At 51.1% G+C, this 25,452-nt stretch carries 22 protein-coding genes, 1 tRNA gene and 2 pseudogenes; 14 read left to right on the top strand and 11 right to left on the bottom strand.

Annotated features, from left to right (window positions below; all coding sequences use genetic code 11):
• Positions 1 to 113 precede the first annotated feature (113 nt).
• Positions 114 to 332 (bottom strand): annotated as a pseudogene (locus JSQ97_RS10505) (hypothetical protein); the annotation flags it as partial.
• A 160-nt stretch (positions 333 to 492) separates the two neighbouring features.
• Positions 493 to 729, bottom strand: a pseudogene (locus JSQ97_RS10510) (hypothetical protein); the annotation flags it as partial.
• A 402-nt stretch (positions 730 to 1,131) separates the two neighbouring features.
• Here JSQ97_RS10510 and JSQ97_RS10515 point away from each other — a divergent pair.
• The 3 genes from JSQ97_RS10515 (at position 1,132) to JSQ97_RS10525 (ending at position 3,300) form a co-directional block, all read left to right on the top strand.
• A complete protein-coding gene (locus JSQ97_RS10515; protein ID WP_205076013.1) occupies positions 1,132 to 1,743 on the top strand; it encodes an SAM-dependent methyltransferase in 612 nt (203 codons plus the stop codon).
• 153 nt (positions 1,744 to 1,896) lie between these two features.
• Positions 1,897 to 2,913, top strand: coding sequence for a M23 family metallopeptidase (locus JSQ97_RS10520; RefSeq protein WP_239447096.1), 1,017 nt, complete (start codon positions 1,897 to 1,899; stop codon positions 2,911 to 2,913).
• 108 nt (positions 2,914 to 3,021) lie between these two features.
• Complete coding sequence (locus tag JSQ97_RS10525) at positions 3,022 to 3,300, top strand: type II toxin-antitoxin system RelB/DinJ family antitoxin (protein WP_255422740.1); 279 nt, start codon at positions 3,022 to 3,024, stop codon at positions 3,298 to 3,300.
• 220 nt (positions 3,301 to 3,520) lie between these two features.
• On the opposite strand, the gene JSQ97_RS10530 is transcribed toward JSQ97_RS10525, so the two are convergent.
• A complete protein-coding gene (locus JSQ97_RS10530; RefSeq protein WP_205076015.1) occupies positions 3,521 to 4,018 on the bottom strand; it encodes a flagellar basal body-associated FliL family protein in 498 nt (165 codons plus the stop codon).
• A 3-nt stretch (positions 4,019 to 4,021) separates the two neighbouring features.
• Positions 4,022 to 5,269, bottom strand: a complete 1,248-nt coding sequence (gene hflX, locus JSQ97_RS10535) for a GTPase HflX (protein WP_205076016.1) — start codon at positions 5,267 to 5,269, stop codon at positions 4,022 to 4,024.
• A 164-nt stretch (positions 5,270 to 5,433) separates the two neighbouring features.
• Here hflX and JSQ97_RS10540 point away from each other — a divergent pair, with 164 nt between their 5' ends.
• The 4 genes from JSQ97_RS10540 (at position 5,434) to JSQ97_RS10555 (ending at position 10,200) form a co-directional block, all read left to right on the top strand.
• Positions 5,434 to 7,992 carry a cache domain-containing protein gene (locus JSQ97_RS10540; protein WP_205076017.1) on the top strand — a complete coding sequence of 853 codons (2,559 nt, stop codon included), beginning with the start codon at positions 5,434 to 5,436 and terminating at the stop codon, positions 7,990 to 7,992.
• Between the two features lie 94 nt (positions 7,993 to 8,086).
• On the top strand, positions 8,087 to 8,512 hold the full coding sequence (locus JSQ97_RS10545) for an acyl-CoA thioesterase (protein WP_205076018.1): 426 nt from the start codon (positions 8,087 to 8,089) through the stop codon (positions 8,510 to 8,512).
• The gene (locus tag JSQ97_RS10550; RefSeq protein ID WP_205076019.1) at positions 8,512 to 9,534 is read left to right on the top strand and encodes a methionine ABC transporter ATP-binding protein; all 1,023 of its coding nucleotides are present in this window, start codon (positions 8,512 to 8,514) and stop codon (positions 9,532 to 9,534) included. The genes JSQ97_RS10545 and JSQ97_RS10550 overlap by 1 nt, the downstream gene beginning before the upstream one ends.
• Before the next feature lie 3 nt (positions 9,535 to 9,537).
• Entirely contained in the window at positions 9,538 to 10,200 is a 663-nt protein-coding gene (locus JSQ97_RS10555) for a methionine ABC transporter permease (RefSeq protein WP_205076020.1), read from the top strand.
• Between the two features lie 113 nt (positions 10,201 to 10,313).
• Here JSQ97_RS10555 and JSQ97_RS10560 read toward each other — a convergent pair whose 3' ends face one another.
• Positions 10,314 to 11,858 carry a DUF5312 family protein gene (locus JSQ97_RS10560; protein ID WP_205076021.1) on the bottom strand — a complete coding sequence of 515 codons (1,545 nt, stop codon included), beginning with the start codon at positions 11,856 to 11,858 and terminating at the stop codon, positions 10,314 to 10,316.
• Positions 11,859 to 12,172: 314 nt separating this feature from the next.
• Here JSQ97_RS10560 and JSQ97_RS10565 point away from each other — a divergent pair, with 314 nt between their 5' ends.
• Together JSQ97_RS10565 and JSQ97_RS10570 are read left to right on the top strand one after the other, a co-directional pair.
• A complete protein-coding gene (locus JSQ97_RS10565; RefSeq protein ID WP_205076022.1) occupies positions 12,173 to 12,316 on the top strand; it encodes a hypothetical protein in 144 nt (47 codons plus the stop codon).
• Between the two features lie 106 nt (positions 12,317 to 12,422).
• The gene (locus JSQ97_RS10570; RefSeq protein WP_239447100.1) at positions 12,423 to 12,938 is read left to right on the top strand and encodes a hypothetical protein; all 516 of its coding nucleotides are present in this window, start codon (positions 12,423 to 12,425) and stop codon (positions 12,936 to 12,938) included.
• On the opposite strand, the gene JSQ97_RS10575 is transcribed toward JSQ97_RS10570, so the two are convergent.
• Positions 12,889 to 13,440 carry a hypothetical protein gene (locus tag JSQ97_RS10575; RefSeq protein ID WP_205076023.1) on the bottom strand — a complete coding sequence of 184 codons (552 nt, stop codon included), beginning with the start codon at positions 13,438 to 13,440 and terminating at the stop codon, positions 12,889 to 12,891. The two genes, JSQ97_RS10570 and JSQ97_RS10575, sit on opposite strands and share 50 nt — an antisense overlap.
• An 84-nt stretch (positions 13,441 to 13,524) precedes the next feature.
• Positions 13,525 to 13,866: a PD-(D/E)XK nuclease family transposase gene (locus JSQ97_RS10580; RefSeq protein ID WP_239447101.1), complete on the bottom strand. Its 342-nt coding sequence runs from the start codon at positions 13,864 to 13,866 to the stop codon at positions 13,525 to 13,527.
• 372 nt (positions 13,867 to 14,238) lie between these two features.
• Between JSQ97_RS10580 and JSQ97_RS10585 the strand changes: the two genes are divergently transcribed.
• Positions 14,239 to 14,311, top strand: a tRNA-Asn gene (locus JSQ97_RS10585).
• A 483-nt stretch (positions 14,312 to 14,794) separates the two neighbouring features.
• Here JSQ97_RS10585 and JSQ97_RS10590 read toward each other — a convergent pair.
• From JSQ97_RS10590 to JSQ97_RS10605, 4 genes are read right to left on the bottom strand one after another with little or no spacing between them, the layout of a single operon-like run.
• Entirely contained in the window at positions 14,795 to 16,477 is a 1,683-nt protein-coding gene (locus tag JSQ97_RS10590) for a peptide ABC transporter substrate-binding protein (RefSeq protein WP_239447102.1), read from the bottom strand.
• Positions 16,461 to 17,879 (bottom strand): TP0584 family protein, encoded by a 1,419-nt coding sequence (locus tag JSQ97_RS10595; protein ID WP_205076024.1) that lies wholly within the window; start codon positions 17,877 to 17,879, stop codon positions 16,461 to 16,463. Before JSQ97_RS10595 ends, JSQ97_RS10590 begins: the two co-directional genes overlap by 17 nt.
• A 51-nt stretch (positions 17,880 to 17,930) precedes the next feature.
• The gene (locus tag JSQ97_RS10600; RefSeq protein ID WP_205076025.1) at positions 17,931 to 19,106 is read right to left on the bottom strand and encodes a DUF8086 family protein; all 1,176 of its coding nucleotides are present in this window, start codon (positions 19,104 to 19,106) and stop codon (positions 17,931 to 17,933) included.
• Entirely contained in the window at positions 19,103 to 20,017 is a 915-nt protein-coding gene (locus tag JSQ97_RS10605; RefSeq protein ID WP_205076026.1) for a hypothetical protein, read from the bottom strand. Before JSQ97_RS10605 ends, JSQ97_RS10600 begins: the two co-directional genes overlap by 4 nt.
• 170 nt (positions 20,018 to 20,187) lie before the next feature.
• Here JSQ97_RS10605 and groL point away from each other — a divergent pair, with 170 nt between their 5' ends.
• From groL to JSQ97_RS10625, 4 genes are all read left to right on the top strand, one after another.
• The gene (gene groL / locus JSQ97_RS10610; protein WP_187385394.1) at positions 20,188 to 21,816 is read left to right on the top strand and encodes a chaperonin GroEL; all 1,629 of its coding nucleotides are present in this window, start codon (positions 20,188 to 20,190) and stop codon (positions 21,814 to 21,816) included.
• 209 nt (positions 21,817 to 22,025) lie between these two features.
• The gene (locus tag JSQ97_RS10615; RefSeq protein WP_205076027.1) at positions 22,026 to 23,612 is read left to right on the top strand and encodes a pallilysin-related adhesin; all 1,587 of its coding nucleotides are present in this window, start codon (positions 22,026 to 22,028) and stop codon (positions 23,610 to 23,612) included.
• Positions 23,613 to 23,667: 55 nt separating this feature from the next.
• The gene (locus JSQ97_RS10620) at positions 23,668 to 24,396 is read left to right on the top strand and encodes an RNA methyltransferase (protein WP_205076028.1); all 729 of its coding nucleotides are present in this window, start codon (positions 23,668 to 23,670) and stop codon (positions 24,394 to 24,396) included.
• 378 nt (positions 24,397 to 24,774) lie between these two features.
• The gene (locus JSQ97_RS10625) at positions 24,775 to 25,434 is read left to right on the top strand and encodes a winged-helix domain-containing protein (protein WP_205076029.1); all 660 of its coding nucleotides are present in this window, start codon (positions 24,775 to 24,777) and stop codon (positions 25,432 to 25,434) included.
• Positions 25,435 to 25,452: the final 18 nt, after the last annotated feature.

Genomic DNA, 25,452 nt, shown 5'->3' on the forward strand with positions numbered 1-25,452 from the left:
TGTCTTACAAGCGGGCTAGAGCAAACGTGTAAAACAAGGGATTACAGGGACGGGGAGCGGTCAAGTGTGGAAGAAAATCTAAAAAGTTTTACTTTTCCGCTTGACAAAAAACATAGGAGTTCGAGGCAAGGCTTTTCAGGTGTCGTCATAAAGGCGTCGGAAAGACGGAGCGTTGCGCTTTTAGGATAATCTTCTTCGCCGTTGTAGAACACATAAAATTCCGGTGAGGGTATCTTTTTCAGCCTGCGAAGATAGCGGTCGCGAGGGTTTTGGATGCGTTCGTAGAGACGCGAGGCGTACTGCAAAAAGCGCATCGGCATATTGGCGTTTATTTCCTTAGAATTAATCGGCGAGTAATTTTTCAAAATTACGAGTCGATTAATTATGCTGTTTCGTAATGTAATGAGAAACAGCAATAGATATGCGACGTTTGTCTGAAAGACAAACTCGACGTTACTCATATCCGGCGCTATTTGGACGGATATGAGTAACGGTAGACTGATGTTCGATCAATACGATGATCTTTCCGTCGACGAGGCAGGCCACGTCGTTACGAAAGGCCATGTACATCACCTGTTCGAGACGGAGCGGTTCAAGCTCGGTCGATGCATCGAGCTTTGTCCCGTGCAAAGCGTTGTAGAGTAAAAGGAAGTTCGCTTTTGCGTTTTTGTCTTCACTGAAGAGATCAACGAATACCGAATCTTTATACCGCCGATTATGCTTTGCCATAATAAAACCTCCGCAAAATATTCACTATATAAATCGCGGAAATAGTGCGATTTCGGAGTTTTTTAGAAAAGATTTTCAGCCAAGCGGAATGCGGCAAAAGGGAACGTGTGACAGGGCAACTGTACCGGATGTTCAAGTCTGATTTGATTAGGGTCGGTTGCAGGTTTTGCGTCTTTTAGATAAGCATTCAAGTCCTTGACATTTGTGTCGTCTGTACGGAGCGAAATCGTTTTTTTGCGAATAAGCGATGTATTCACAGTACGCCTACGCCCGACCGGAGTACCGCGCAGCGTCCGCGCGTAAGCGCGGATGAGGGTTACCGAAGTACGGAGGGCGGGATCTTCCGATACGTGCCGTCCCCTCTCTCATGAAATATCCTTTTTTTGCCGAAATTAATATGATATGTCTGCAAAACGATCGAAGGCTTATGCGGAGCCGGATTTTTGGTCGAAAAAAGCGTTTTCCGAGGGCTACCCCGCGCGGTCGGTGTACAAGCTGCGGGAGATCGACGAAAAATTCGATTTTATTCCGAATCCGAAAAATTGTACCGCTCTCGATTTGGGTGCGGCTCCGGGCAGCTGGACGATGTTTTTGCTGCGGAAGTTTAACGGGGAAGGGCATATCGTTTCGTGCGATTTGAACGAGCTTGCAAAAAACGTCAAGGGCGATAATTTGACCTTTATTCAGGGCGATTTGAATGAAAAAACGGTCAGAGAAAAGATAGGATCGCTCGGGCCCTACGATATCGTCGTGAGCGATGCCGCCCCGCTTACGACGGGCAACCGCATCGTCGATACGGCTCGCTCGGAGCAGCTGGTCGATATGGCGTTGTGGTATGCCGAGTCGATGCTGAAAATCGGCGGCAATATGGCGGTAAAGATTTTTCAAAACGGCAGCCAACAGGCGCTGCTGCAAAAGATGCGCGCCATGTTCGATTCGGCGAAAGGGTTTAAGCCTGCGGCCTGTCGTTCGGAATCGTTTGAAACTTACCTTGTCGGTATCGGAAAAAAGTGACGAGCTGCCGCGGCACTTGCAATGAGCGCGAAGTTTTTCGCACAAGGGGCAGGCTTGCTGCCGGAAATGCGGCGGAGAGTCGGACGCTCGATTGATATTTGCGGCGATTTGAGGTACAGTATGTTCATACACGGTTTGAAAGCGGCGGACAGTATGATAAAAAAGTTGCGCGATGTATTGTATAGGCTCATCCCGTCGCAGGGCGGCAGGCTCGTGTTCCGCAGTATTGCGGCATTTTGTATCGGAGCCGCCGTGTGCGCCGGACTTGCAGCTCTTGCGGGCGGCATAGGTACCGAAAACGGCGTCGGCGGGCTTGAAACGCCGGGCGTTCCGAAATTTTCAGAAGATGTCCTTTCGATTACCGATTCCTCTGCTTCGGATGAAGATATCGCTTCCGCTGCCGCGCTGCTTCCGGGCGGCGAAGGAGCGGCGAAGGAGCTTACGTATTTTACTTACCGCGTCAAATCGGGCGATATGATCGGCATCATCGCCGATACGTTCGGCGTAACACAGGATACGATCATCAGCGTAAACGCCATCCGCCAATCGCGCCTTTTGCAGGTCGGGCAGTATTTGAAGATCCCGTCAATGCCCGGCATTTTATATACGGTCAAGCAAAACGGTGAAACGCCTGAAACGATCGCTGCGAAATTCGAAGTGAGCGCGGACAAGTGTGCGCTTGCCAATTCGCTTTCCAAAACTGCGGCGATGGATTCCGGTGTTACGATTTTCGTTCCCGATGCGGAGCTCGATTGGGTTACAAAGCAGGAAATCAACGGTGACTTGTTCAGGCGTCCGCTGCACGGACGCTATTGGCTTTCGTCGTATTACGGATGGCGGAAAAGTCCTTTTACCGGTGCCCGTTCGTTTCATTCGGGCATAGATATGGCGGCTCCCCACGGCACATCGGTGTATGCGGCGCTCCCCGGCCGCGTTGCTGCCGTCGGCTACAATGAAACCTATGGCAACTACGTCGTCATCTCTCATCATTCGGGGTATCGGACGCTTTACGGTCACATGAGTGCGGTGACCGTCGTACGCGGACAAAACGTCGACATGAACACGCGCATCGGCCGTGTCGGCAATACGGGGTTGAGTACGGGACCGCACTTGCACTTTACGGTTTTTAAAGGCGGGAAGACGGTAAATCCGCTCGGCCTGCTGCGATAGGGGCTGTTTCAAAAGTCGGTTACTTTCCTCGAAAGCCTCTTGCAATTGCTGGGCGATAGCCGTATAGTTAATATATAAACGAGTACGGGAGATATAAAACCTATGTCGATGACGTCTACTTTCAGTATAAAAATGGACTCCGATATAAAAAAACAAAGCGAGTCTCTGTATAATGCTCTCGGTCTCAATTTAACGACGGCGATCAATGTTTTTCTCCGAAAGTCCATACAAGCGGGCGGATTTCCGTTCGACGTGCGCTTGGATACCTGCAACGACGAAACATTGCAGGCGATAAAAGAAGCGGACGTCATACACGATGAAATAAAAAACGGATACAGGGTTCCGTTTGCTTCGTGGCAGGAAGCAAAGAAAAGTCTGGCGGAATGAAATATCGGTTTGAGTATACGACGAAATTTAAATAAAGAAGAAGATATTTTAGTTTTGACCGCTTTACGGGTCGGCACGCACAGCGAATTATTTTAAAATCAAGTAAAAGAATCTCCAAAAACGCGCTTGATTTTTTCGCGGACTCTGTCGCGCGTTTACGTTTCTTTTGCCGCTTCCGGCACGGCGAGTACGGGAGATATAAGACTTATGTCGATGACGTCTATTCGATAAAAAGATAATCCGAAAAATAGATCGCTTGAATTTTGTTGAGCGAAAGGCGTTCGTTGAGCGCTGCAAGCAAGTCGGCTTTGATTTTTTCTTCACCTCGTGAGAGCAGTTCGTCTTCCGTATACTTCAAAAAATATTCCATGATGACGGCTCTCATGATCGTGCTTTTTTGCGAAAGCTCTTCGTAAAAAGCCCTGTCGCCTGCGGGATAGGAAAACCACGGCGTGATGACGACGGGAGTTCCGCCGGCCGCTTTTTTCGGATCGGGCTTTGTCGCCGCGCGCAGTCTTCCGAGACCCGTAAAGGCGTCGAGCTTTGTGTTGTCGGGTGTGCTCATCGATGAAACGGCAAGCGGGGACGGATCGGGAGTGCGGATATTTTTTCCGGGCTGCGCTTTTTTCAATGCGAACGACACGAGCGTTCCGATAACGATCGCCGCCGCCAAAAAGGAAGCGATGAGGACGAGCACGCGATTTAAAATCGATTGCATACGTTACTCTACCAGATACGGCGCGATGAGCGCAAGTGATTTTCCTCGCGCGTATACCGTTACGTGTACGCCGTCTTCGAGCCATTGTTCGCTTAGGATGCGGCCGCCTTTGCGTATGTCGGCGAGGAGCGGGCTTTTGTCCTGAGGCAGCACGCATTTGCAGCGTTTTCCGAACACAGCGCCGGTGATTTTATCGCCGAGTTCGTCGAAGCCCGTCTTTTCTTTTGCGCTTACGGACAGAGAGTCGGGAAATTGTGCGCGCAGTTCGGCAAGTCTTCCGCCGTCTTTTTCGAGCGCGTCGATTTTATTTAATAATACGAGGCGTTCGTTTTCAACCGCTCCTATTTCGCCGAGTACGCGGCATACGGTTTCGTATTGCTTTTCCGCATTCACATCCGAAGCGTCTATGACGATGAGCAAAAGATCGGCGCGCACCGCTTCTTCGAGCGTCGATTTGAACGCATTGACGAGTGTGTGCGGAAGGTTTGAGATAAAGCCGACGGTGTCGGTAAGCAAAACCTCGCCCCCGTCTTTTATCCGCATGCGCCGTGTCGTCGGGTCGAGCGTCGCAAACAATTTGTTTTCGACGAATACGCCCGCTCCCGTAAGCGCGTTCAAGAGGCTTGATTTTCCGGCGTTCGTGTAGCCGACAAGCGCGCACGACGGAACGGAAACCTTGTTCCTCCGCTTGCGCTGCGTATCGCGCCCTGCGGCGACGCTTTTGAGTTCCCGTTTGACGCGGAAAATTTTTTCGCGCACTTGGCGCTGATCAAGTTCGAGCTGCGTTTCTCCCGAACCCTTTGCACCGTAATTGCCGCCTCTCTGCCTTGCCAAATCGCCGTACATGTGCGCGAGACGCGGCAGCGAATATTCGAGGCGGGCGAGTTCGACTTGCAAAACCGCTTCATGCGTTTGCGCGCGCGACGCGAAGATGCGTAAAATCACTTCTTCCCTGTCGAAACAAGGCAAGCCCGAAAGCTTTTCCCAGTTGCGCTGCTTCGTCGGTTCGAGAGTAAAGTCGAAGACGATGCAGTCCGCTTCGCACTCTTTTGCACCCGATGCGATTTCTTCGGCTTTGCCTTTGCCCATGCCGTATGCCGGCTGCACTTCAAGTCGCGAAAGCGTAATCGCCGAAACGGTTTCCATGCCGAGCGTGTCGATAAGGCTTTTGAGTTCTCGAAGATTGTTGCCCGGCTCTCCGACGAGCACGCAGCGGGTTTTCCGCTCCGCTTCTTTTTGCAGTTCTTCCATCGCGCCATTATACGGATAAACGCGCCGTTTTGAAAGTATTTTGAAAAGATCGAATTGCCGGTTTTGAAAGCGAATCGAAAAGCGATACTTTGTGTGCGAGGGGGGGGGACGGCACTGTATTTTTATCCGTTTTATGCCGATACTGTAAGAGGAGACAGGACGAAGTGACTTCAGGACAGAAAATTGCCGTAAGTATTTTAACGACAGCCGTCATATTTGCCTGCTTTGTCGTTGCGGCATTTGCGGGGCTTTTTTCCAAAATCGAAGCGCGGTTTTACGAACCGGCTAAGATAGCCGATATTCGAAAGCAGCTCGATTCGGTCGCGGAATACGGCGATACGTACATCAATACGCTCCTCGAACAAATCGATAGCGGAGAAAATGCATATCTCTCCGACAGATCCGTCTCTTCGTATGCATTGACTTCTCCGTCGGACAGCGATGTGCAGCAGCGCGCACGCAGGACAGCCGCTCTTATTTCTGAAGCGAGCGGACTTGACGGCATTCGCCTCATCGACGCAAACGGTCGCAGCGTTCATTTCAGTACCTATTCGTCGGACTTACTCAAACAAACCGACAATATGCGCATATATAAAAATTACGATGAACTGCGCACGCCGCTCGGCAACGACGAATTCGCGTTTTTCAAAGTGTCGGTACCCGATAGCGAAGAAGGACAGCGGTACCGCATCGTATTCGACGGGGAAGACAATCGAATATTGCTTGCGTTTCCCTTTTACGATCCCTACGACGTATACCGCGGTACGATGATCTTTTACGTAAACGCGCAGGATTTCAACCGTACGCTTATCGAACGGAATCTCACGACGGTCGCGAATACGAGCGATCTTATTTCCGATACCACCGGAGCGATCGGAGGATTCGTGTTCGGTATGCCGTCTGTCGGACACGACGATATCGAGCGGGAGACGATTGCACGCTGGCGCGACAATTCTGCAGGTCCCGATAAGATAGCTTCGATACCCGCGAGCGGCGGCTCTGCAAAGGAATCGTATTGGATTTTGATTTCAAGCAACCGCAGCCGCTTTATCAAAGCCGCGGGCGTTTACCGAGATTCGATATTTCTCATGCCGCCTGCCGTACAGTTTCTTTTGCTCGCGTGCGTTTTTATTACGCTGTTTCTCACGATCTTTATGCTCTTCAATCTGCGCCGCGACGATATGGTCGTCATACGCGACAGAGTGAAGCGCTTTCAGCTTGCCCTCATCAACGAATATTTTGAAAATAAAGAAAATATAAATTGGGCGGATGTTTCCAAAAAAATCGCAGGGCGGAAAACCGAAGTTTCCGAAGCGATCAAAGAGAGTCTCGGAAAGCGGGCAAGGCGGCATCGCAAAGAAACCAATGCGCTCATCGATAAAAGCTGGGACGAGATCATCGGCGCGCTGAACGTCAAAACCAATGCGGACGCTGCGAGCGCATTGCAGGACTCAAAAGAGATCCGCAGAATGCTCGAAGAGATTTTGCGCAGCGGTACGATACAAGTGCAAAGCGCCGTACCGTCTGCAACGGAAGCGGTGCCGAAAGAGATATCGCTTGCGCAGGAAAGCACGGAAAAAGGCATAACGTTTGAAACAAACACGGATGCGGTCAACGCGGCGACCGAAGCCGAAGAATCCTTTTTTAATAATATGATCGCGACCGAGTCCGCCGAAAAGGATGTGTCTTCCGTACATGCATCGCCTGCAAATACGCCTGCAGAAAATATGTCCGGTCATTCTGCAGAACCCTTTGAAGGCGGACAAATGTCTGCTGCCGAAGACGCCGACAGCGATACCGCGCAAAAGATCGATCTTTTCGGTGAAATACCCATGGCGAAAGAAAACGCGGACGGTTTGTCCGATGCGGATATAGAAATCGTCAACGCGGCGACGGAAGCTGAAGAAGTCTTTTTTGAAAATATGTCCGCTGCGGAAAAAGATACGGCTTCCGAAAATACGGCACCTGAAATCGCTGCGGAAAGTGAAGCTTCGGCTGCTCCCGTCGAAAACGCGCGTGATGCACATCGGGATGAAAGCGCCGAAATCGGTGCGGACAAAAAAGACCAAACGGAAGATGTCGACTTTTTTATGGGCGACGACGCAGAAACGAAAACCGACACTCCGGCTGAAAGCGCAAATTCCGCCGTGATTGCAAAAGCCGATGCGAAGCCCTCATTTGAGATGGAAGAGGTCGATATCGATTCGTTTATGGAAACGGCGGGCGATGTCCCTTCTCCGGATGCCGATATCTTTGCCGAACCGCTGCAGTTGGGCGAGCCGAAAACCGATACGGTCGCTCATGAAGAAATCAAACCGATCGATTTCGATGTCGTTTCCGCGCCGAACTTTTTATTTCTCGATGAAAATCGAAGCGGAGAAAAGCAGGGATATAATTCCGATGCGGCCGAAGCCGATGCCCCGCCTGAGGTGCCGTTCGTCGACGGGGAAAACGCGGCAAATCGTACGGATGCGGCGGGCGACAGTGATGCTGCTGCCGATGCGGTGGATATTTTGCCGTTTGAAAACGAAAAAAGCGCCGTTCCCTTTTCGTTTACATCGTTTGCCTCGAACGAAGCGAAGATACAAAACCTCTCGCCCGTTTCCGATGACGTCATCATCGAAGGAAAGGACGGCGTATTTTCGATCGCGCCCGACATCGCACTTGACGGCGTTTCCCAAGACGAATCGTTCAAACGCTTAGTCGATTCCGTTATTAATTGATAATTGGTAATTCTCCTGTGCCCGACTTAATTACCAATTACACATTGTATTGCGATGTGTTGTCGCGCGTGCCGTTTTTATTTATACTGTCGGCATGAAATATTCGGCACCCCTTGTCGTGCGCACCTATGAATGCGATGCGTACGGTCACGTAAACAATGCGGTCTATTTGAACTTCCTCGAATACGGAAGAATGGAATACCTGCATCAAATCGATTTCGATTACAAAAATCTCGTCGCGGACGGTTACTATCTGTATATCACCCATATCGACATCTATTATAAAGCGTCGGCCTTTCTCGACGACGAATTGTTCGTCGATGTCGAACCGGTAAAGCTCGGCGTCATTCAGGGAACCTTTCATCAAATCGTGCGCAAAAAAGACGGGACAGTCTGCGTCGAAGCCGATGTCACGTGGGCGAGCGTCAAAAACGGTAAGCCTGCGAAGATCCCCGAAAAATACATGGTCGAAGGCTTGTACCCGGACGGAGACGCGCGGAAGCAAAAGGCGGCGCACTGATGGAAATCCGTTTAAAAAATCTTGTTAAAACTTATGAAGGCGGTGCGCACGGATCCGAAATCAATGCGGTGCGCGGCATAAGTCTTTCCATACCGTCGAATACGATCTTCGGCATTATCGGAAAAAGCGGCGCGGGAAAATCGACGCTCGTGCGTTTGATAAGCCTGCTCGAAAAACCGGATTCGGGCGAAGTGTTTTACGACGAAAAACGTGTCGACGATCTTTCGACTTCTGATCTCATTGCCCGGCGCCGGCGGATCGGCATGATATTTCAAAATTTCAATTTATTCAGCTCGCGCACTGCGGGGCAGAATATCGCCTATCCGCTTGAAATATGCGGGACGCCGAAAGCGGAAATCGAAGAGCGGGTGACGGAAATGCTTTCCATCGTCGATTTGGCCGACCGCCGAAACGCTCCGATCAGTACGCTTTCCGGCGGACAAAAGCAGCGCATTGCGATTGCACGCGCGCTTGCGGCAAAGCCCGACATCCTCTTTTGCGATGAAGCGACGAGCGCGCTCGATCCCCAGACGACCGAATCGATTTTAAATTTAATAAGAAAAATACAAAATCAAATGAATCTCACCGTCGTGATGATCACGCATCAGATGGAAGTCGTACGCGACGCATGCAGTTATGTTGCGGTCATCGACAAAGGCAGCGTCGTCGAAGAGGGCAGGGTAAACGATATCTTTTTGCATCCGAAGAGCGATGTGACGAAAGATTTTCTGCTGAACTTGACACCGACGAAAGAAGCGGGTACCGAAAGCGGCATCGTGCGCTGGTCGGAATGCGGAGGTAAATACGTTTTGCGTTTTATCGACACGCTTACCGATGAACCGGTGCTGAGCCGCATGGCACAGAAATTCAACGTCGAATTCAACATACGCGCGGGCGGCATACAAAAACTTTCGGCAAGCCGCGTCGGCACGCTTATAACCGATATCGCAGGCGATGCCGATGAAGTTGCAAAAGCGATCGCGTATTTGAAAAGTGAAGGCGTTTCGGTCGAAGGAGAATGAGGGATGAATATCGATAAAATAATAATCCTCGTACGCGATGCGGCGGCGCAGACTGCTGTCATGGTCGTCTTTTCGACGCTGTTCAGCCTTTTACTCGGTCTCCCGCTCGGCATCCTTTTGTGTACGAGCGATCCGCAGTCCGGGATCCGGCCGCGCCCGGCGCTGTATCAGATTTTGACGAGGATCGTCAACGCGCTCCGTTCGTTTCCGTTTATCATTTTGATGATCGTGCTCTTTCCGCTCTCCCGCGTTCTCGTCGGGACGAGTATCGGAACAAAGGCGACGATCGTTCCCCTGTCGATCGCGGCCGCTCCCTTCGTCGCGCGCATCATCGAGTCGGCGCTCAAAGAAGTGGACAAAGGCGTCGTGCAGGCCGCCCGTGCGATGGGTTCGACGACGATGCAGATCATCTTTAAAGTGCTCATCCCCGAAGCGCTGCCTTCTCTCATCGACGGCGTGACGCTGACGGTCATCAACGTGATCGGTTATTCGGCGATGGCGGGGGCTATCGGCGGCGGCGGACTCGGAGATTTGGCGATCCGTTACGGCTACCAGCGCTTCCGTTCGGAAATCATGGCGATCGCCGTCATCGTGATTTTGCTGATGGTCGAATTGATTCAAATGCTCGGCACGGCGCTTTCACGTAAAGTGGCTGCGAAGCGGTAAAAGCGCTTTCGCAAAAAGCTGTTGCGGCGTTCGCAGCGAGTGCGGTGCGGCAGTTTTTTCAAGCGGCGGATGGTACGCGTTTGTGGGGGCGAATGAGTGCGTAATGGCGATCCTTACTGCGCTGCGCCTCCCATGCAGGTTTGCATGAGCGTCGCAAATATATAGATTTTTTGATAGACGGCCGCTCCGATTTCATACGGCGGCTTGTCGGAAGCGCGCTCGATTTCACGCCAGTTCGTGATCACTTCCGGCGATTTTTTCTTTTCGTCGTCGATGAGCCATTTTATCATCTTGCCGATGGCGACGAGATTGCGCGTCGACTTTATGATGTACGTCTTTGCCTGTTCGTTCGATTCGCCCACGAGCCGGTTTATGATCGCCGCCGCATCCGGTGCGTGCTGCGTGCGCGGAAGCAGCGTTTTGATTTTTATACCGACTTCTCCGTCTTCGGCAAGACCGGCATCGAAAGCCGTGATCGCTTCGGATGAGGAGAGCAGATCGTTGTATGCGTTCGACATCGGCATCGACACGGGGGTCGATACCCAGGCGCCGCGCACGAGGACGAGGTCGCAGTATTCGCGTATGTCTTTTTTAACAAATTCGATGAGAAAGCCTTTGACGTAATTGAGCGCGTCGCAGTAGAGATAGCCGTTGAGTTTTTTCTTTTCGAGCGGAGCGCTGTTTTCGGCGATATAATTTTTCAGGTAAGAGACGGATGTCGTATTGAAGAGCTTTACAAGCAGTTCATTTACTTTGCCGCTCGTTGCCGCCGATTCGAGTTTTTTTATCGTAGCCGTCGTTTCGATTTTGAATTTGGTAATAAAGGGTTCGACGATATTTGCCGAGACATCGTTTAAAATAGGCGTGTAGTCGGGATCCTGCGTGATCAGCTGCACCGTCATATCGAATACGTTCGTCGCCTGTATGTGCTGCATCTTCGTTACGATCTTTTTCCATACACCGATCGGAACGGGTTCGACACCGCGTATGTCTTTGAGCATTTTTATCATGGGTGCCCAATCGATATTTCCCGTTATGTTCCACATGAGCGTCGTAAAATCTTTGATATCGTCGGCGAGGTATTTGCCGTCCGTCTTTTCGAATTGCGGCTGCACGGAAAAATCGCGCTCGGCAAGCGATGCATTGAATTTTTTCAACGTAAAATAATAATCGTAGGAACAAAAATCTTTAAAGCACAGCAACTCTTTGTACCGCTGTTCGATCATCGTCGTTCGCTCGAAAGTGAATTCGTCGATAAACGCCTGGAGCCGCTGCTGTATGTACGCGGAAAATTGGCGGAGAGGCATGGTTTTGCTTTTTTCGGCGATCGCTTCCTGCGTCAGCTCTTCTTCGATTTTGCGCTGATTGTCGGAAAGGAAATATTCGATGATCGCGACTTTCATCGCATTTTGATTTTTTATGTTTTGAAATAAAAGCTGCGCGGGCGCTACGGCTTTATAGATTTCATACAGGAGTTTTGCAAAGCCGGGCAGCACTTCGCCGCTTCCCGCTTTATAAAAACGATAATGCGATTTCGAAAGGCGTTTTGCGATCGCTTTCAACTGCCGTTTTTTTTCGTATTCAGGATCGTCGGAACCTAAAATGGACGCGAGTATTTTTTGAATGAAATTTCCGCCTGATGATTTTGCTTTTGCCATAACGTATGTGTACATCATAGCTTGAACGACGAGTTTTGTAAATGCGCTTGCAGAGCGTCTTGCAGAGCGAGGGTTCCAGAAATGCGGACATTAAAAAGTACTATGTAATGTAAAAGAACGGTTAAACGAAACGCTGAAACGGCGCGTTCCGTTTAACGGCGGTTTGCCTTTCGGCAAACTCGCATATCGTCATGTGCGCGCTCGCGCACCAATTGCACGGCTCCTAAATCTGAAGATTTACTCGCCATGCAATTTTAAGGAACGGCGGAACTTCCGGCAGCAGCCCTGCCGTCGGGGACGGTGCTCGAGGATGTATGCGGATCACATACGGCATACGCCCGGTCGGAGCGGTGCCGGAGGCAGACGCGGAGAGAGCGGAGCGAACGAAGCGGCCGAGCGTGAGCGGGCCGCGCAGGGCGGGATGGCAAAACGGCGCCGTCCACAACGAAAGCCGATAAAAATAATCGTATGCCGTTATGTTCGATCGATAGACTTGCCCGAGCGCTGCGGTTATACTGTGCCGACAATAATTGCAAAGATGTGAATTATATGCGACGACATTATTTGGACAACATCAGGAGGCTGACGGTCGCTCTGGTCGTCATCTATCACGTGATTTTTATTTACAACACGGTTATACCGCCGTACCGTCTCATCGGCCCGTTTTCCGAAACGCAGGTGCAGGATACCGTGCTGTATATTTTGTATCCGTGGTTTATGATTTTGCTTTTTATCATCGCGGGAATAAGTTCGCGCTGTTACCTTGAAACGCATTCGATCCGCGATTTTGTGCACACGCGGACGCACAAGCTGCTTGTGCCGTCGACGATAGGTCTGCTCCTTTTCGGCTGGCTTCAGGGCCGGCTGAATATGACCCTTGCAGGAGGATTTGACGGGATCCCGGAACGATGCCGCGCGTCGCCGTATTCGCGATTACGGTCGCATCGGGAACGGAAAATAATCGATAGAAAATATACGGAAATCAATTTTTACCTAAAAGGCCGGATGTCGAGCTTTACAGCAAATACCATTACAGTTTTTCGATCTCCGCTTTCGAGAGACCGGTCATCCGCTGTATAAAATCGACAGAACAGCTTTCTCTCTGCATCAGTTTTGCCGTTTCCCGTGCTTTTTGATACGACCCCGCGGCGATACCGTCGTGTCGACCTTTGCGTATTCCCCGCTCAAAGCCGATCTTTTCACCCAGCTGTAAACTTTCTCTGCGTAAGTCATCTTCATGAATATTCAACGACATATACCGGCTCCTGAACTTTTCGTTCCGTTTCGCTTTTTCGACAAGCTCATCGATGTGCCGTGTAAAACCGCTCGTCGCCCGCCTCTCGCAAAGATACTCCAACAAAGCGCTCAATTCAGGCTCATCTTCTTTACCGTAGGCACCCACATTATAAAACACCTTAACGCTTTTGTCATCAAGAAAAAGAGTGCCGTCGGCGGTACATACGTTGCGGAACTCGTAGACGGGTAAGCCTTTGCCGAAGGGATCCTGCGTACAGATAAAGATGACGTAGCTTTCTTTTAATTCCGCGTAGCTTTGTCCTCTCAAGAGGTTATCGACATCCATAAGGCTTTGGGGCATCTCGAAAAACTCACCTTTAGCGATTTTTTCGAGATGCTGACGAGTTGTAACTCGCTGTATTATCGCGAGTTACAACATCGCATTTTCAAAGTTACCTCTAAAAACTGCAGTTTTTAGAGGTTCCCTTTGGTAATAGCGCGTGCGTTTGGGAAGAGAAAGCGGGATCGATGTTTGTATTTCGATATCGAAGATGCGATCGGGGTCTGAGACATAGACGTCGAGGCGTATGCCTTTACTTTCGTAAAAGGGTGCTATCGTCTTTTGCAGCGAGGGATATTCGATTTTACCGACTTTGATATGCAAAAGACGCTCGATCACGCCTTTACAGATCATTCTATTTTTCATGACCGTGCCGAACATAAAGTCATCGGTAAAGGAGAGTTCGTCGACGGGTTTATGGGTATATTCCATAGCTGTACCTTCGGTTATTGAGATAATGCGGCAAGGAAGCCGCTGAACTATATATCGTTTACAAAATGATAAATTACGCGCTTTTTTATAAAAATAAACGGGAACATCGTTTCCTGTGCGGGGAACTTCGCGCTTCGCGCTCGTTACAAGTCGCGCGGGGAACTTCGCACTCCGTGCTCGTTGCAAGTGGCACGGGGAACTTCGCTCAATGTACGGCACATGCCGTATCGTGTCTCCGTATGAAACTCATTACCCATTACACATTACTCATTAGAAAATACCCATTGAAAATTGATTCTGTGCGGAAAATAATCGGCATATTGACTTTTTACGGAAGTTTCACTATTATAATCTCTACGTTTGAAAAAACGTGCTCCCTTAGCTCAGCTGGTAGAGCAATGGACTGTTAATCCATGTGTCGCAGGTTCAAAACCTGCAGGGGGCGGACAGCTGTCATAAACCGACAGCTGTTTTTTATTTAACAAACAACGGTGCATCGCCGATACGTCAGGTTTTGAACCGGAGCTGCCGCGCGGAGCGGAAAGTGCACAGGATGTGCGCGGCAGGCGGCGGAGGCGGCCCGGAGCGAGCATGCAGGAAGCATGCGAGTAGAGGGCAAAACCTGCAGGGGGCGAAAAGTCGTACCATAGCAGGTACGACTTTTTTATTTAGCAGACGACGGTACATCGCCGATACGTCAGGTTTTGAACCGGAGCTGCCGCGCGGAGCGGAAAGCGCACAGGATGTGTGAGTTTTAGGGAAAAAGTCTACGCCCGCGTGGAGCGGTGCCGAAGGCAGCCGCCGAAGCGAGAGCCGCGAGAGAGGCGGCCGCGCGTGAGCAAGCCGCGGAAGGCGGGATTCTTCCGACCGTTTCGTCCGTATAAAAGATATTTTAAAATTCGATGTGCGAAACGAAGCGAGCGGATTTTTACCGCGTGACGATGTTCGGGAGCGGAGCTGTCTTTCGCTTTTTATACAGATATTTGAACGGGTGAATGTCGAACGCATTCGACGACCAGCCGCCCGTCGTTTCCAAATCGATGACGTTGAGGCTCACCGGATGCGATATGGGGAGTACTTCACCCGAATCGAGCAAAAGCTGTTCCGCCCGCGCGAGCAGTTTTGTACGCTCGTCACCCGTATAAAGCGCGGCTTCTCCGAGCAGTTTGTCGTATTCGGCGTTTTTCCACCGGGCGACGTTGAGGGTCGATGCCGATCGGAAGAGTTCGAGGAATGCGAGCGGGTCTGCAAAATCGCCGATCCACGTATACGAAAAGAGGTCGGCGTTCCACGACGGAATGCTTTCGAGATAGCGGTTTATCGGAGAAGTTTGTACTTCGACGTCGATGCCGAGCGCTTTCCATGCGCCGGATAAAATCTTCGCCTGCTTTTTCATATACTCGGTGTCGGGGATCGCGATCACGAGCGGGAGTCTTTTATCCTGCGGAATACCCGCCTTTTTTTTCGCATCGTTCATAAGAGATGCACCTTCGTCAGGATCTGTATACGCAAAGCCTTCGACCTGCGGATAGCCATTTATCGGATAGACGAGGGTCGGTGCTTTGACGAAGGCTTGCGAGCGGAGTTCATTCCACGGTACGGCTTCGAGGAGGGCGGCTCGCAGATCGGGATTGTTCCACACGCTCTTTTTTCGGCATTTGAAAAATAAATATTCCGTTGCGAACTCCGCGTTGATCTGCACGCTGTCTTTGTCGAGGAGTTTTTGAACGGTGACGTTTCCCGCTATCCAGTCGGCGCTTCCCGTGTTGAATAAAAACGCGTTTTCATCGGCGTTGTCGCTCTGTACGATAGCGATCCGCTCAATGTGCGTATGTTCGGCATCCCAGTAATTATTATTTTTTATTAAAATCATCTCTTCGTTCGCGTTCCGCTGCAGGAAAAATGCGCCGCTTGAAACGTTTGTATCTTTTTTGCAGACGACGAACGCGCTGTGGCACAAAACACGCGGCAAATATCCTGCAGGGGAGGCGAGTTCTACGACGAGCGTCGTGTCCGAAAGCGCGCGTATGCCGACCGCATCCCGTTTGCCTTTTCCGATTCGATATGCGGCCGCTCCCTCGATGATGTCGAGCATGGACGAATAGGGCGCGCGCGGTTCGGCGAGCAAGTCGAGCCATGCATCGCACACGCCCTGCGCAGTGATCGGCGAGCCGTCGCTGAATTTCGCATTTTTGCGGAGCGTAAAAGTCCAGCGCTTTTTGCTTCTCGAAATGCGGTAATGCACTGCAAGAGCGTTCTTCGGTTCGAGCGTTACGGGGTCGTAGGAAAAAAGCCCTTCGTAGAGTGATGAGAGTATCTGCGATTCGGAACTGTAGGAAGCCGTGTGCGGGTTCAAATCGTATTCGTGCACGGGAACGATGATCGTAAAATTATGCTGGAGCGCGGGGTCGATCGTTTCCGCTTCGAAAAAATCGCCGTCGATTTCGGGAAGGTTCGTGTCGGGGTCGTCGCGGGTTTGCGGAAAGAGAGCAGCCGTACAGAGCATTGCGGCAAAAAGCGCAGCGATACATTTCTTTGCAAAGCCGATTTTATTTTGATGATATTTTCGAGACGCGATATTCGGATTATTAAAATCAAAGCGCATCTTCATTGATTCCCAATTTTTCCATCTGCATCTTTTCTTCGGCGACGGCTACGTATTCGGCGCGTTTTTGGTTCGTTTTGACGAGCGTGTTTTTCATCGTGACGAGTTCTATCTTCATCCCTTTGATTTTGTCTTTGTTCGCAGGGGACGCTTGCGATTTGAAATATTCGTCGAGCGCGTTCAGCTGCAAAAGAATTTCTCTGTTGTCGGTGAGCTGCCGATTGACGAAACCGAGTACCGTTTCTTCCGGTGCCGCCGCGATTTTTCGGAACTCGTCGCTTTGCGTATCGGCGAAGGATTGCAAAAACTGCTGCTTCCGTACGAGAAGCGCAAAAAACGTATGGTATTCGATTTTTTTTGTCGTGCGCGCTTCGTTTTTTTGATTTACGATAACGAGCTCGTATTCTTCCGGAGGAGCTTTGAGATTGAACGCCTGCCTGAGTGCGCGTTTTAATTTGTCGAAAAAGCCGTTGTGTTCGGAGCTGAGAACGGCGTGATTCGCATCGACCTTTGCGGCGACCTGTTCGTACTGGGGCGCAAGCGCCGAAAGGGAGAGCACAGTGTCGAGCAGCATGGCTCTCGTGTCGACTTTTTGCTTTACTTCGCGGACGGCGGTCTCCGCTACACGCAGACGGGCGAGAGCCTGCATCTTCAGCTGTTCGCGTTCCTGCGCGCAATCTTCCTTGACGATTTCTTGAATGAGTTCGCTGTAGTATTGTTTTTTTGGAAGCAGCTTCGGAAAGAGTCGCTTGATTTCCGCGAGTTCCGCGCTGAACGAAGAGAGCGTCGTTTTATCGAAGGCGGGATTTTCGAGTACCTTTTTGCGGACTTCAAACTTATACGCTTCGCGCTGGAAATTTACCAAATCGGTCAAGCCCGAATAAATCGCCGAAACGGCCGTACTGCTTTTGTTGAGCGAATCGCTTATGAGGCTCAGCACCATTTGCGGGGCGTGGACGTGCGCTTCGTTTACGAGAGTCGCCAACCCGCGCGTGTTCACCTTCGAACTGTTGACCGAAAATGCTCTCCAATCGATGCAGGTCGCCAAATCGAGCAGGCGTTTCGTTTGCGCCAAATCGAGCCGGTCGGTCGAAAATTTATAATACGTGCACACGAATTCGAGCATGCTTTCGTAGTCGGAAAAGCGCGTTCCCATGACGATGGAGCGCTCGTTTTCCATATACGCCGATTCATCGGGCAGTGTGATCTCCGTGATTTTTTTTTCAAGCTTGTACGGATCCGGCTTGATAAGCGCGCGCTGGACGAGCATGGTATACATGTTTTTGACGCAGGTATGGAGCAGTTGAAAATTCGAAAGCACTTCGGGCAGCACTTTTGCATTTAAGTTTTCCGTTTTTTCCGCGATCGCCGTTTCAAGTGCGCCGAAAAAAGTCTGATTATCACTCATACTTCTATTATCGTAACTTTTTTGCGAAAAATCCACCGAAAATACGAGTGTTTACCGCGCTGCATCGGAAACGCTTCCGTAGAGGATCGCTTCCAAATCGACGGAAAGAAAACCGCTTTTGCCCGTTTTGTAAAAGGAGCTTTCTTCCCATGCTGCGTACATCGTCGTGCCGGAAACGGCGAAGGTCGTGTATGCATAGCCTTCGGGCAGTTTCGGCAATCTGAATGCGACGGGTTTTCCGCCGTTTACGATATGCCGCCCGTAGAGCGCGCCGCTTGCGTATGTCGTACCGTCGCGGAACATGAGGCAGGCATAGGTGTCGGCGATGAGCGCGTTCGCCGAAAGCGGTGAGGCATCGTCGTTTTGTTTTTGATTCGTGTAGCGCCTCGGCGAGTGTCCGCCTGCCGTCCGGCATTCGACGAAAAACGCCGTATCTTCGTCTATGAGCGATGCGAGTTCCTGCAGACGTTCCGGGGCGAGCGCGATATCTACCGGAGTCGCCTGCGATCGGTATGCATCGGCGTCCGTTTGGGAGATGAGGAGATTGCTTTTTGCCGAAGCAGGCGAAATCGAAAGGAGCGGGATTTTCGGCTGCACGGACAGATATGAAAAATCGTTTTTTTCGTCTTCCGATTTTTTTACCGAACATACAAAAACGTTTCCGTCCCACACGAAATCGGTTATCTCGGATTCCGCGGGAAGGGCGAGAGCCGTGCACGTGATGAGCGGATAAAAGACGCTCGACGCCGTATCGAAGAGAACGAGAAAGTGGTGTACGCCGTCTGTAGCGTTATTTGCAAGCGATGCATTGAAAAAGGTGCTTTTATACAAAGAAAAAATCGGCGTATCGTTTTGGAATACGAGATTGCCGGCCGTTCTGTCGGCAAAGACTGCGGCGTCCGTATACAAGCGGAAGGTGCTGCCGGTAAAGACGATCATGCCGAGCCTGTTGACGACGGCGTATGCACAGGGCGTTTCGTTTCCGTTTCCGAGCGCGCTCGATGCCGATGAAATGCGTACGGCTTCCGTCCACGGTTTTTCCGCCTGCATCGGTGCGCGCCTTACGTCGTCGATTTCTTTTATTGCTCCGCCGTCAAAACAATACCACGTGTGAGCTTTTTTTCCCGAAGCGGCGTCCGAAGAAGAGAGCGGGGCTTGCCGATCTTTTCCACTGCACGAAGCGAGCGAGAGGAGGGCGCACAGTACGGCTATGTATCTGCATTTCATTGCTCCCCAGTGTATAGCGGTACGCCCGATATTGCAAGTGCCGGAAAGCCGCCCGCGCCGTACCGTACGGCGGCGATGCTCTGAATCGTGTAGAGCCAGCTCGTAACGCCGGTTTTTTTGACAAGCGTTTTTCCCGTTCGGCGCTGCGTGCGGTAAAGCGGGATATACTGCGGAATAAAAAGCGTATGCGATGTTTCCGTACCGCCCGATTGCGGTATGCCGATTTCTTTCGCTTTTTGTTCGAGCTCCGATATCGCAATAAGCGCCGTTTTTTTCATCGAAAGGAGCGATATGCTGAACGAATGTTCCGCAATTGCCGTGCAGACGGCTTCCGTATCCGCTTTCCACGGATCGTAAGGGCGTTCCGTGTCGGCAGATTTTTCGGCAAGGGCGTCACACAATTTTTTCCAATTGAATGTTGCAAGGTATGCGCCGTTTGCCGTTTCGGTTGCGCGATGCTTTGCCGATGTATTTCCGTTGTTTGCCGATTCCGAGTCGCCGCTTGTACGGCCTCTCGGCGAGTAGAGCCGCATACACACAAAAGCTGCAAAACCGCTTTCCCAGCTGAGTTCTCCCTCGTGCGGCCAGATGCAGCCCGCGGGCTTAAAAAATAAAGCGTTCGTTTCGCCGTGCCGGCTTACGGGCTGAGCAATCACTGCGAGCGGACGGTCGGCTGCGGCTTCGAGCGTTACGGTTTTCGCTCCCGCTTCAAGGCGAATGACACGGTCCGCCTGCGCGCCGCCCGCGTACCGTATTTCCCAATAGGCGAGCGGCGGGAATTCGGCGCACTCGTAGGGCGGCCACGGAGGAAGCGAAAATGTAACCGCTTCCGTTTTGTCGAGCGGATTTTTGCACGACGCCATCCCCGCTCCGAGCAGGATAAGGGCGAATAATATCGATATCTTTTTCACGCTATATAAATCGCCTGAATCTTATCATTTTACGCGGTTTTTTTATCGATTTTTCGTAAAACCTGTTGCCATATTGAGAAATTTTTTATATCTTTAATATAAGTCAGCATACACTTTAATTGCGAAAAAAACGATGCATTAAAGACGATTTAGTAAGGAGTTGCATTAAAATGGCTAAACAGTTGTTATTCAATGAAGATGCCCGCAAAAAATTGCTTGCGGGAGTTGAGCAGATTTCGAAAGCGGTAAAAGTGACGCTCGGACCCTGCGGCCGTATGGTTATGTATGACAAAAAATACGGTTCGCCTGTTATCACGAAAGACGGCGTTACCGTTGCAAAAGAGATCGAACTGCAGGATCCCTATGAAAACATGGGCGCTCAGTTCGTGCGCGAAGTCGCATCGAAGACGAACGACGATGCGGGCGACGGCACGACGACGGCGACCGTTCTCGCTTATGCGATGGTCCGCGAAGGCGTAAAAGCAGTTGCGGCCGGTATGACCCCTATCGAAGTAAAGCGCGGCATGGACAAAGCCGTCAAGCTCGTCGTCGATGAAGTCAATAAAAATGCAAAGCAGGTAAAAGGCGCGGAAGACATCACGCACGTCGCGACGATTTCCGCAAACAACGACACCGAAATCGGTAAAATGCTCGCCGACGCGATCGCAAAAGTCGGCAAAGACGGCGTCATCACCGTCGAAGAATCGAAAAACATGGACACGACGGTCGACACGGTAGAAGGTATGGAATTCGACCGCGGTTATATTTCATCGTATTTCGTCACCGACCGCGAACGCATGGAAGCCTCTTATGACGATGCATACGTTTTGATCCACGACAAAAAAATCTCCACGATGAAAGACCTGCTCCCGATCCTCGAAAAAGTCGCGAACGAAGGAAAGGCGCTCATCATCATCGCTGAAGACGTCGACGGAGAGGCGCTCACGACGCTCGTACTCAACACGATCCGCGGCACGATCAAATGCTGCGCGGTAAAAGCGCCCGGCTTCGGCGACAGACGAAAGGATATGCTGCAGGACATCGCGATTTTGACCGGCGGACAAGTGATCACCGAAGAAGTCGGTCTCAAACTCGAAAGCGCCGAAATCAATATGCTCGGCAAAGCGAAAACCGTCAAAATCGACAAAGACAATACGACGATCGTCGGCGGCGCGGGCAAAAAGAGCGCCATCAACGAACGCATCGAAGAGATCAAAATGCAGATCGAAAAGACGACGTCGAGCTACGATAAAGAACAGCTGCAAAAACGCCTCGCAAAGCTTTCCGGCGGAGTTGCGGTCATCAACGTCGGCGCGACGACGGAAACGGAAATGAAAGAAAAGAAATTCCGCGTCGAAGACACGATCGCGGCGACCCGCGCAGCTCTCGAAAGCGGCGTCGTTGCAGGCGGCGGTCTTGCGCTGCTCGAAGCGTCGAAAGTGCTCGAAGCGATTCCTTCCGAAATCAGCGAAGATGAAAAAGTCGGCTTTAAGATCGTAAAGCGCTCGTGCGAAGAACCGATCCGCCAAATCGCGGACAACGCCGGTGTCGACGGTGCGGTTGTCGCGGAAAAAGCGAAAGTCGAAAAGAAAGGTGTCGGTTACGATGCATCGAAAAACGAATGGAAAAATCTCGTCGAAGCGGGCATCATCGATCCTGCAAAGGTTACGTGTTCCGCGCTCACGAACGCGGCATCGATTGCGGGTACGCTTTTGACGACCGAATGCGCGATCACCGATATCCCCGAGCCGAAAGCGCCGCCGGCAGCTCCGTCTCCCGACATGGGCGGTATGTATTGATAAAATGAAAGTGCCGCAAACGATGCGGTGCTTTCAAATTTTTTCGAATGGGCTGTCCAAAAACTTCAGTTTTTTGGACAGTTTCCTTAATGTACTATGCGATGTTTAAAATTAAGTCATGACAACATAACGACTTAATTTTAAACTCGATGGGCTGTCGGAAAAGTAACCGACTTTTGAGACAACCCCTTTTTTTGTATAGTAGCCTTATGGCATCAAAACCCGCTCCGTCCGCCCGACGCGGTACAAAATCGAAAAACGGAAAACTCAACAAAGCGATCCCCGTGCTGTTTATGATCGCGGCTTTCGTCATCGCGCTGATTTTCGTCGCCCGTGTTTTTGTCGGAGAATCGTCCGAACATCTTCCGCGTGCGCGGATCGTAACACCCGTCGCTCCGGGAGAAGCCGAAAATCAATCGTCCGGCGATGCCGTCTCTACCGACAACGAAGCTATGACTTCGTTCGTACCGCTTTCGCTCAATGAAACGCTCATCAGCACATTGTCCATCGATTTGAATAACGATATGAAAGAGGATCAGGTCGTTGCCGTCCGCAAAGAAGGTGTGCCCGGTCTCGTGCTCATTGTCGGCATCTACGATACCGAACGGAACGCATACCTTCGCACGGCGGAAATCGCGACGGAGATTTCCCGCACGCGTACTTTTTCCTATACCGGTATCGACATGCTCGGCGAACATCAAAACGCTCTCGTGTATCAAGGCGTCAAAGACGACGGTACGAGCGTTTTGGCGATCTATATGATGCGCAAAGAGCGCAATAAAATCGAGCTTGTGCAGATCGGCGATTTCGAATCCGACGGCACGATTTTTATTCAGCAGGACGACCGTTCGATGTCGTACGAGCTTTCGCAATCGCGAGGGGAAAGTTTTCCGGTGTGGGTATACAGTTCCGCAAAGGATCCCGGCGATGGTGAAAATGCGAATTTGAGCCAAATCCAAACCGAATATCGCTGGAACGAAAGGGAACAAAAGTACGTCGAAACGCGGCAAGTACGCGTCACGGGAAGCAGGGTCGCCGCACGCGAACTCGCGCGCATTCAGGACGGTACCGTCGAAACCTTTGCCGATTTTCTCGACGGCCTGTGGTATAAGACGTCGTCTTCGCAGGACGGCATACGCTATCTCTTTTTCGATCACGCGCAAAAAGAAGTGATTTTCCTCTATGACGATACCGAAGAAGTGTACGCGTGGGAAGACAGCAATCTGCGCAGAAGCGGCATTTACATTACGACGACGAATAAATCGATTACGAATATGCAGCGCCGCTGCGATATTTCGCTTGCAGGCATCGACGAAGTGCGCATCCATATCATCGACGACGTGCGCATGCTCATCAAAGAAAATAATTTGTGGGACGGCAGCTATCGCAAGATGACGGCGCTTGCGTCCTTTGCGTCCGAAAGCCGGCAGCAAGACGAATACGAAACGGCGTTTGCAAAATGGCCCAAGTGGAAGACCGACAACGGCCTCGTCATCACATTCGGGAAAACGACGTATACCGTTTCGGGCGACAACGCATACGACGAAGGTATCTATGTGACCGGCGCCGTTGCGGGCAAACACGTCGTACAGTTCCGCTCGTCTCTGAACTCCCCGCTGCTTTCAAGCGCGTATGAAATGCGTTTTAAAACGGTGACGATCCCCGCTTCTTCCCGCCGCCCTGCCGAAATCCAAACCGACTATCATACGCTCGAACTCGCGCCCGTGCGCATCGCACCCGACGCGTGCTATCCGGCTGAAGGCCGCACGTTTACGCTGACGCGCGAAGCTGACTGAGGTTTCGCCGACAGCGTTTCCTTGTTCTCCGCCTTTATATGAAATAGGATATTTTATGGATTTACGGAAAATATGTATCGTTCTCGTGCGCCCCGAAGAAAGCCGCAATATCGGGAGCGCGTGCAGAGCGTTGGCAAACAACGATATCGCCGATCTCCGCATCGTCGGCAAAAAAAACGATTATGATGATGCGGCGGTACGCACGCTTGCGCTCCATGCGACGGATATTTGGGATGGCGCACGCTTTTTTCATTCGATCGCGGATGCGACGGCGGATTGTACGCTTTCGGCAGGTACGACGCGACGGCGCGGCAAAAACAGAAAAGGTAAACTTTTACTGCCGGAAGAATTCGCCGTAAAAGCGGCCGATATCTCAGACGCACAGGGTACCGTCGCGGCGGTGTTCGGCAACGAGCGCACGGGACTTACCGATGAAGAACTTGCCGAATGCACGCTCGGTGTTACGATACCGTCAAGCGAACACTTCGCTTCTCTCAATCTTTCCCATGCCGTTCAGATAATCTGCTATGCCCTGTTTCGGGAAAAGAGAAGCGGCATAACGGGCTATACGCCGCTACCGCTTTCACGCATCGATGAAACCGTTTCGGTCATCGCGGATAATTTGCAAAAAATCGGATTTTTCAGCGTGACGGGCAGGTGCGATATGGAACATTTTTGGCGGGCGCTACTGTCGCGCGCGGCGCTTTCGGAAGGCGAAGCGCAATATATGGAAAAAATATTTACGAAAGCCGCAGGTCTCGCCGCTCGAAATCAACAATCCTGACGCCAGCGTCGGGGCACAGTGCTCAATGTTTCGCACTGTGTGTTCTCGTAAGGTGGTTGCAGTCGGCTTTAATACCCTTTGTTACGACACAAGCGTCGGGGTATTAAACCCTCCGCACGAATAAAATTAATAATTAGGTCAAACTCGGCTTTCGACCGATCAATAATTTTGCCTTTTACACCGTCACATATTTTGTCGTTTTCGAATCGTCTTTCTTTCCCGTACACACCTTTACTTTTTTCTTAATTACTGTTAAAAATTTCACAGTAAATGCGGATTTTCCGTTTTTTTTCGATTTTTCAACTTCGAATCAAGGGAAAAGGCAGAATTTTCCGTTGACCGGAAAACCTGACATCCGTTACTATCGGGAGGATTGCGATGAACGAAATGCTTGCCGCGCCGCAAAAGCGCGTTTCTGAACCGTCGAAGCGGCGGCTCGTGCTCTTGGCAGAACTTCTTTCGCGTACGAACAAAGCGCGCATTACGTCGGTCGAGCTCGCATCTCTCGTGCATTGGAGTCCCGCACTCATCAGGCACGATATAGCGTCGATCGGTTTTTGCGGCGGCGTTTCAAACGGTTACGACGTGCGCTGCCTCTGCGATGCGATTTTGCGCTTTTTCGAAATCGCTCCCGCATCGAGCGAAAAGAAGTGCTGCATCGTCGGTTTGGGCAGGCTCGGCGCCGCCCTCCTCGACGAAGCGATATTCGACGGCACGGGCTATAAAATCGTCGCGGGATTCGATCCGAACGTAAACCGGACGGAAATCCTCCGATCTGCGTTTCCGCTCTATCCGGCATCGCGGATCGAAGCGGTCGTCGCTTCGGAACGCATCGAATATGCGATCCTCACATCGAAAAACGAAGATGCCGCATCCCTTGCTTCGCGCCTTGTTTTTTGCGGCATACGCGGTATCGTCAATTATACCGATGCCGTGCTGGGATCGACCGTATCGGCTCGGGTGGAAAACGCATCTCCGGTGACGCTCCTCCGAACGCTTTCCGCCCGCGTTTCGGGTGCTTGGAGAAAAGTTTTATGAAAAGAAGAATTATTATAT

It is taken from the genome of Treponema sp. Marseille-Q4523 (assembly GCF_016901105.1).
In the GTDB taxonomy this organism is placed as follows: Bacteria; Spirochaetota; Spirochaetia; order Treponematales; family Treponemataceae; genus Treponema_D.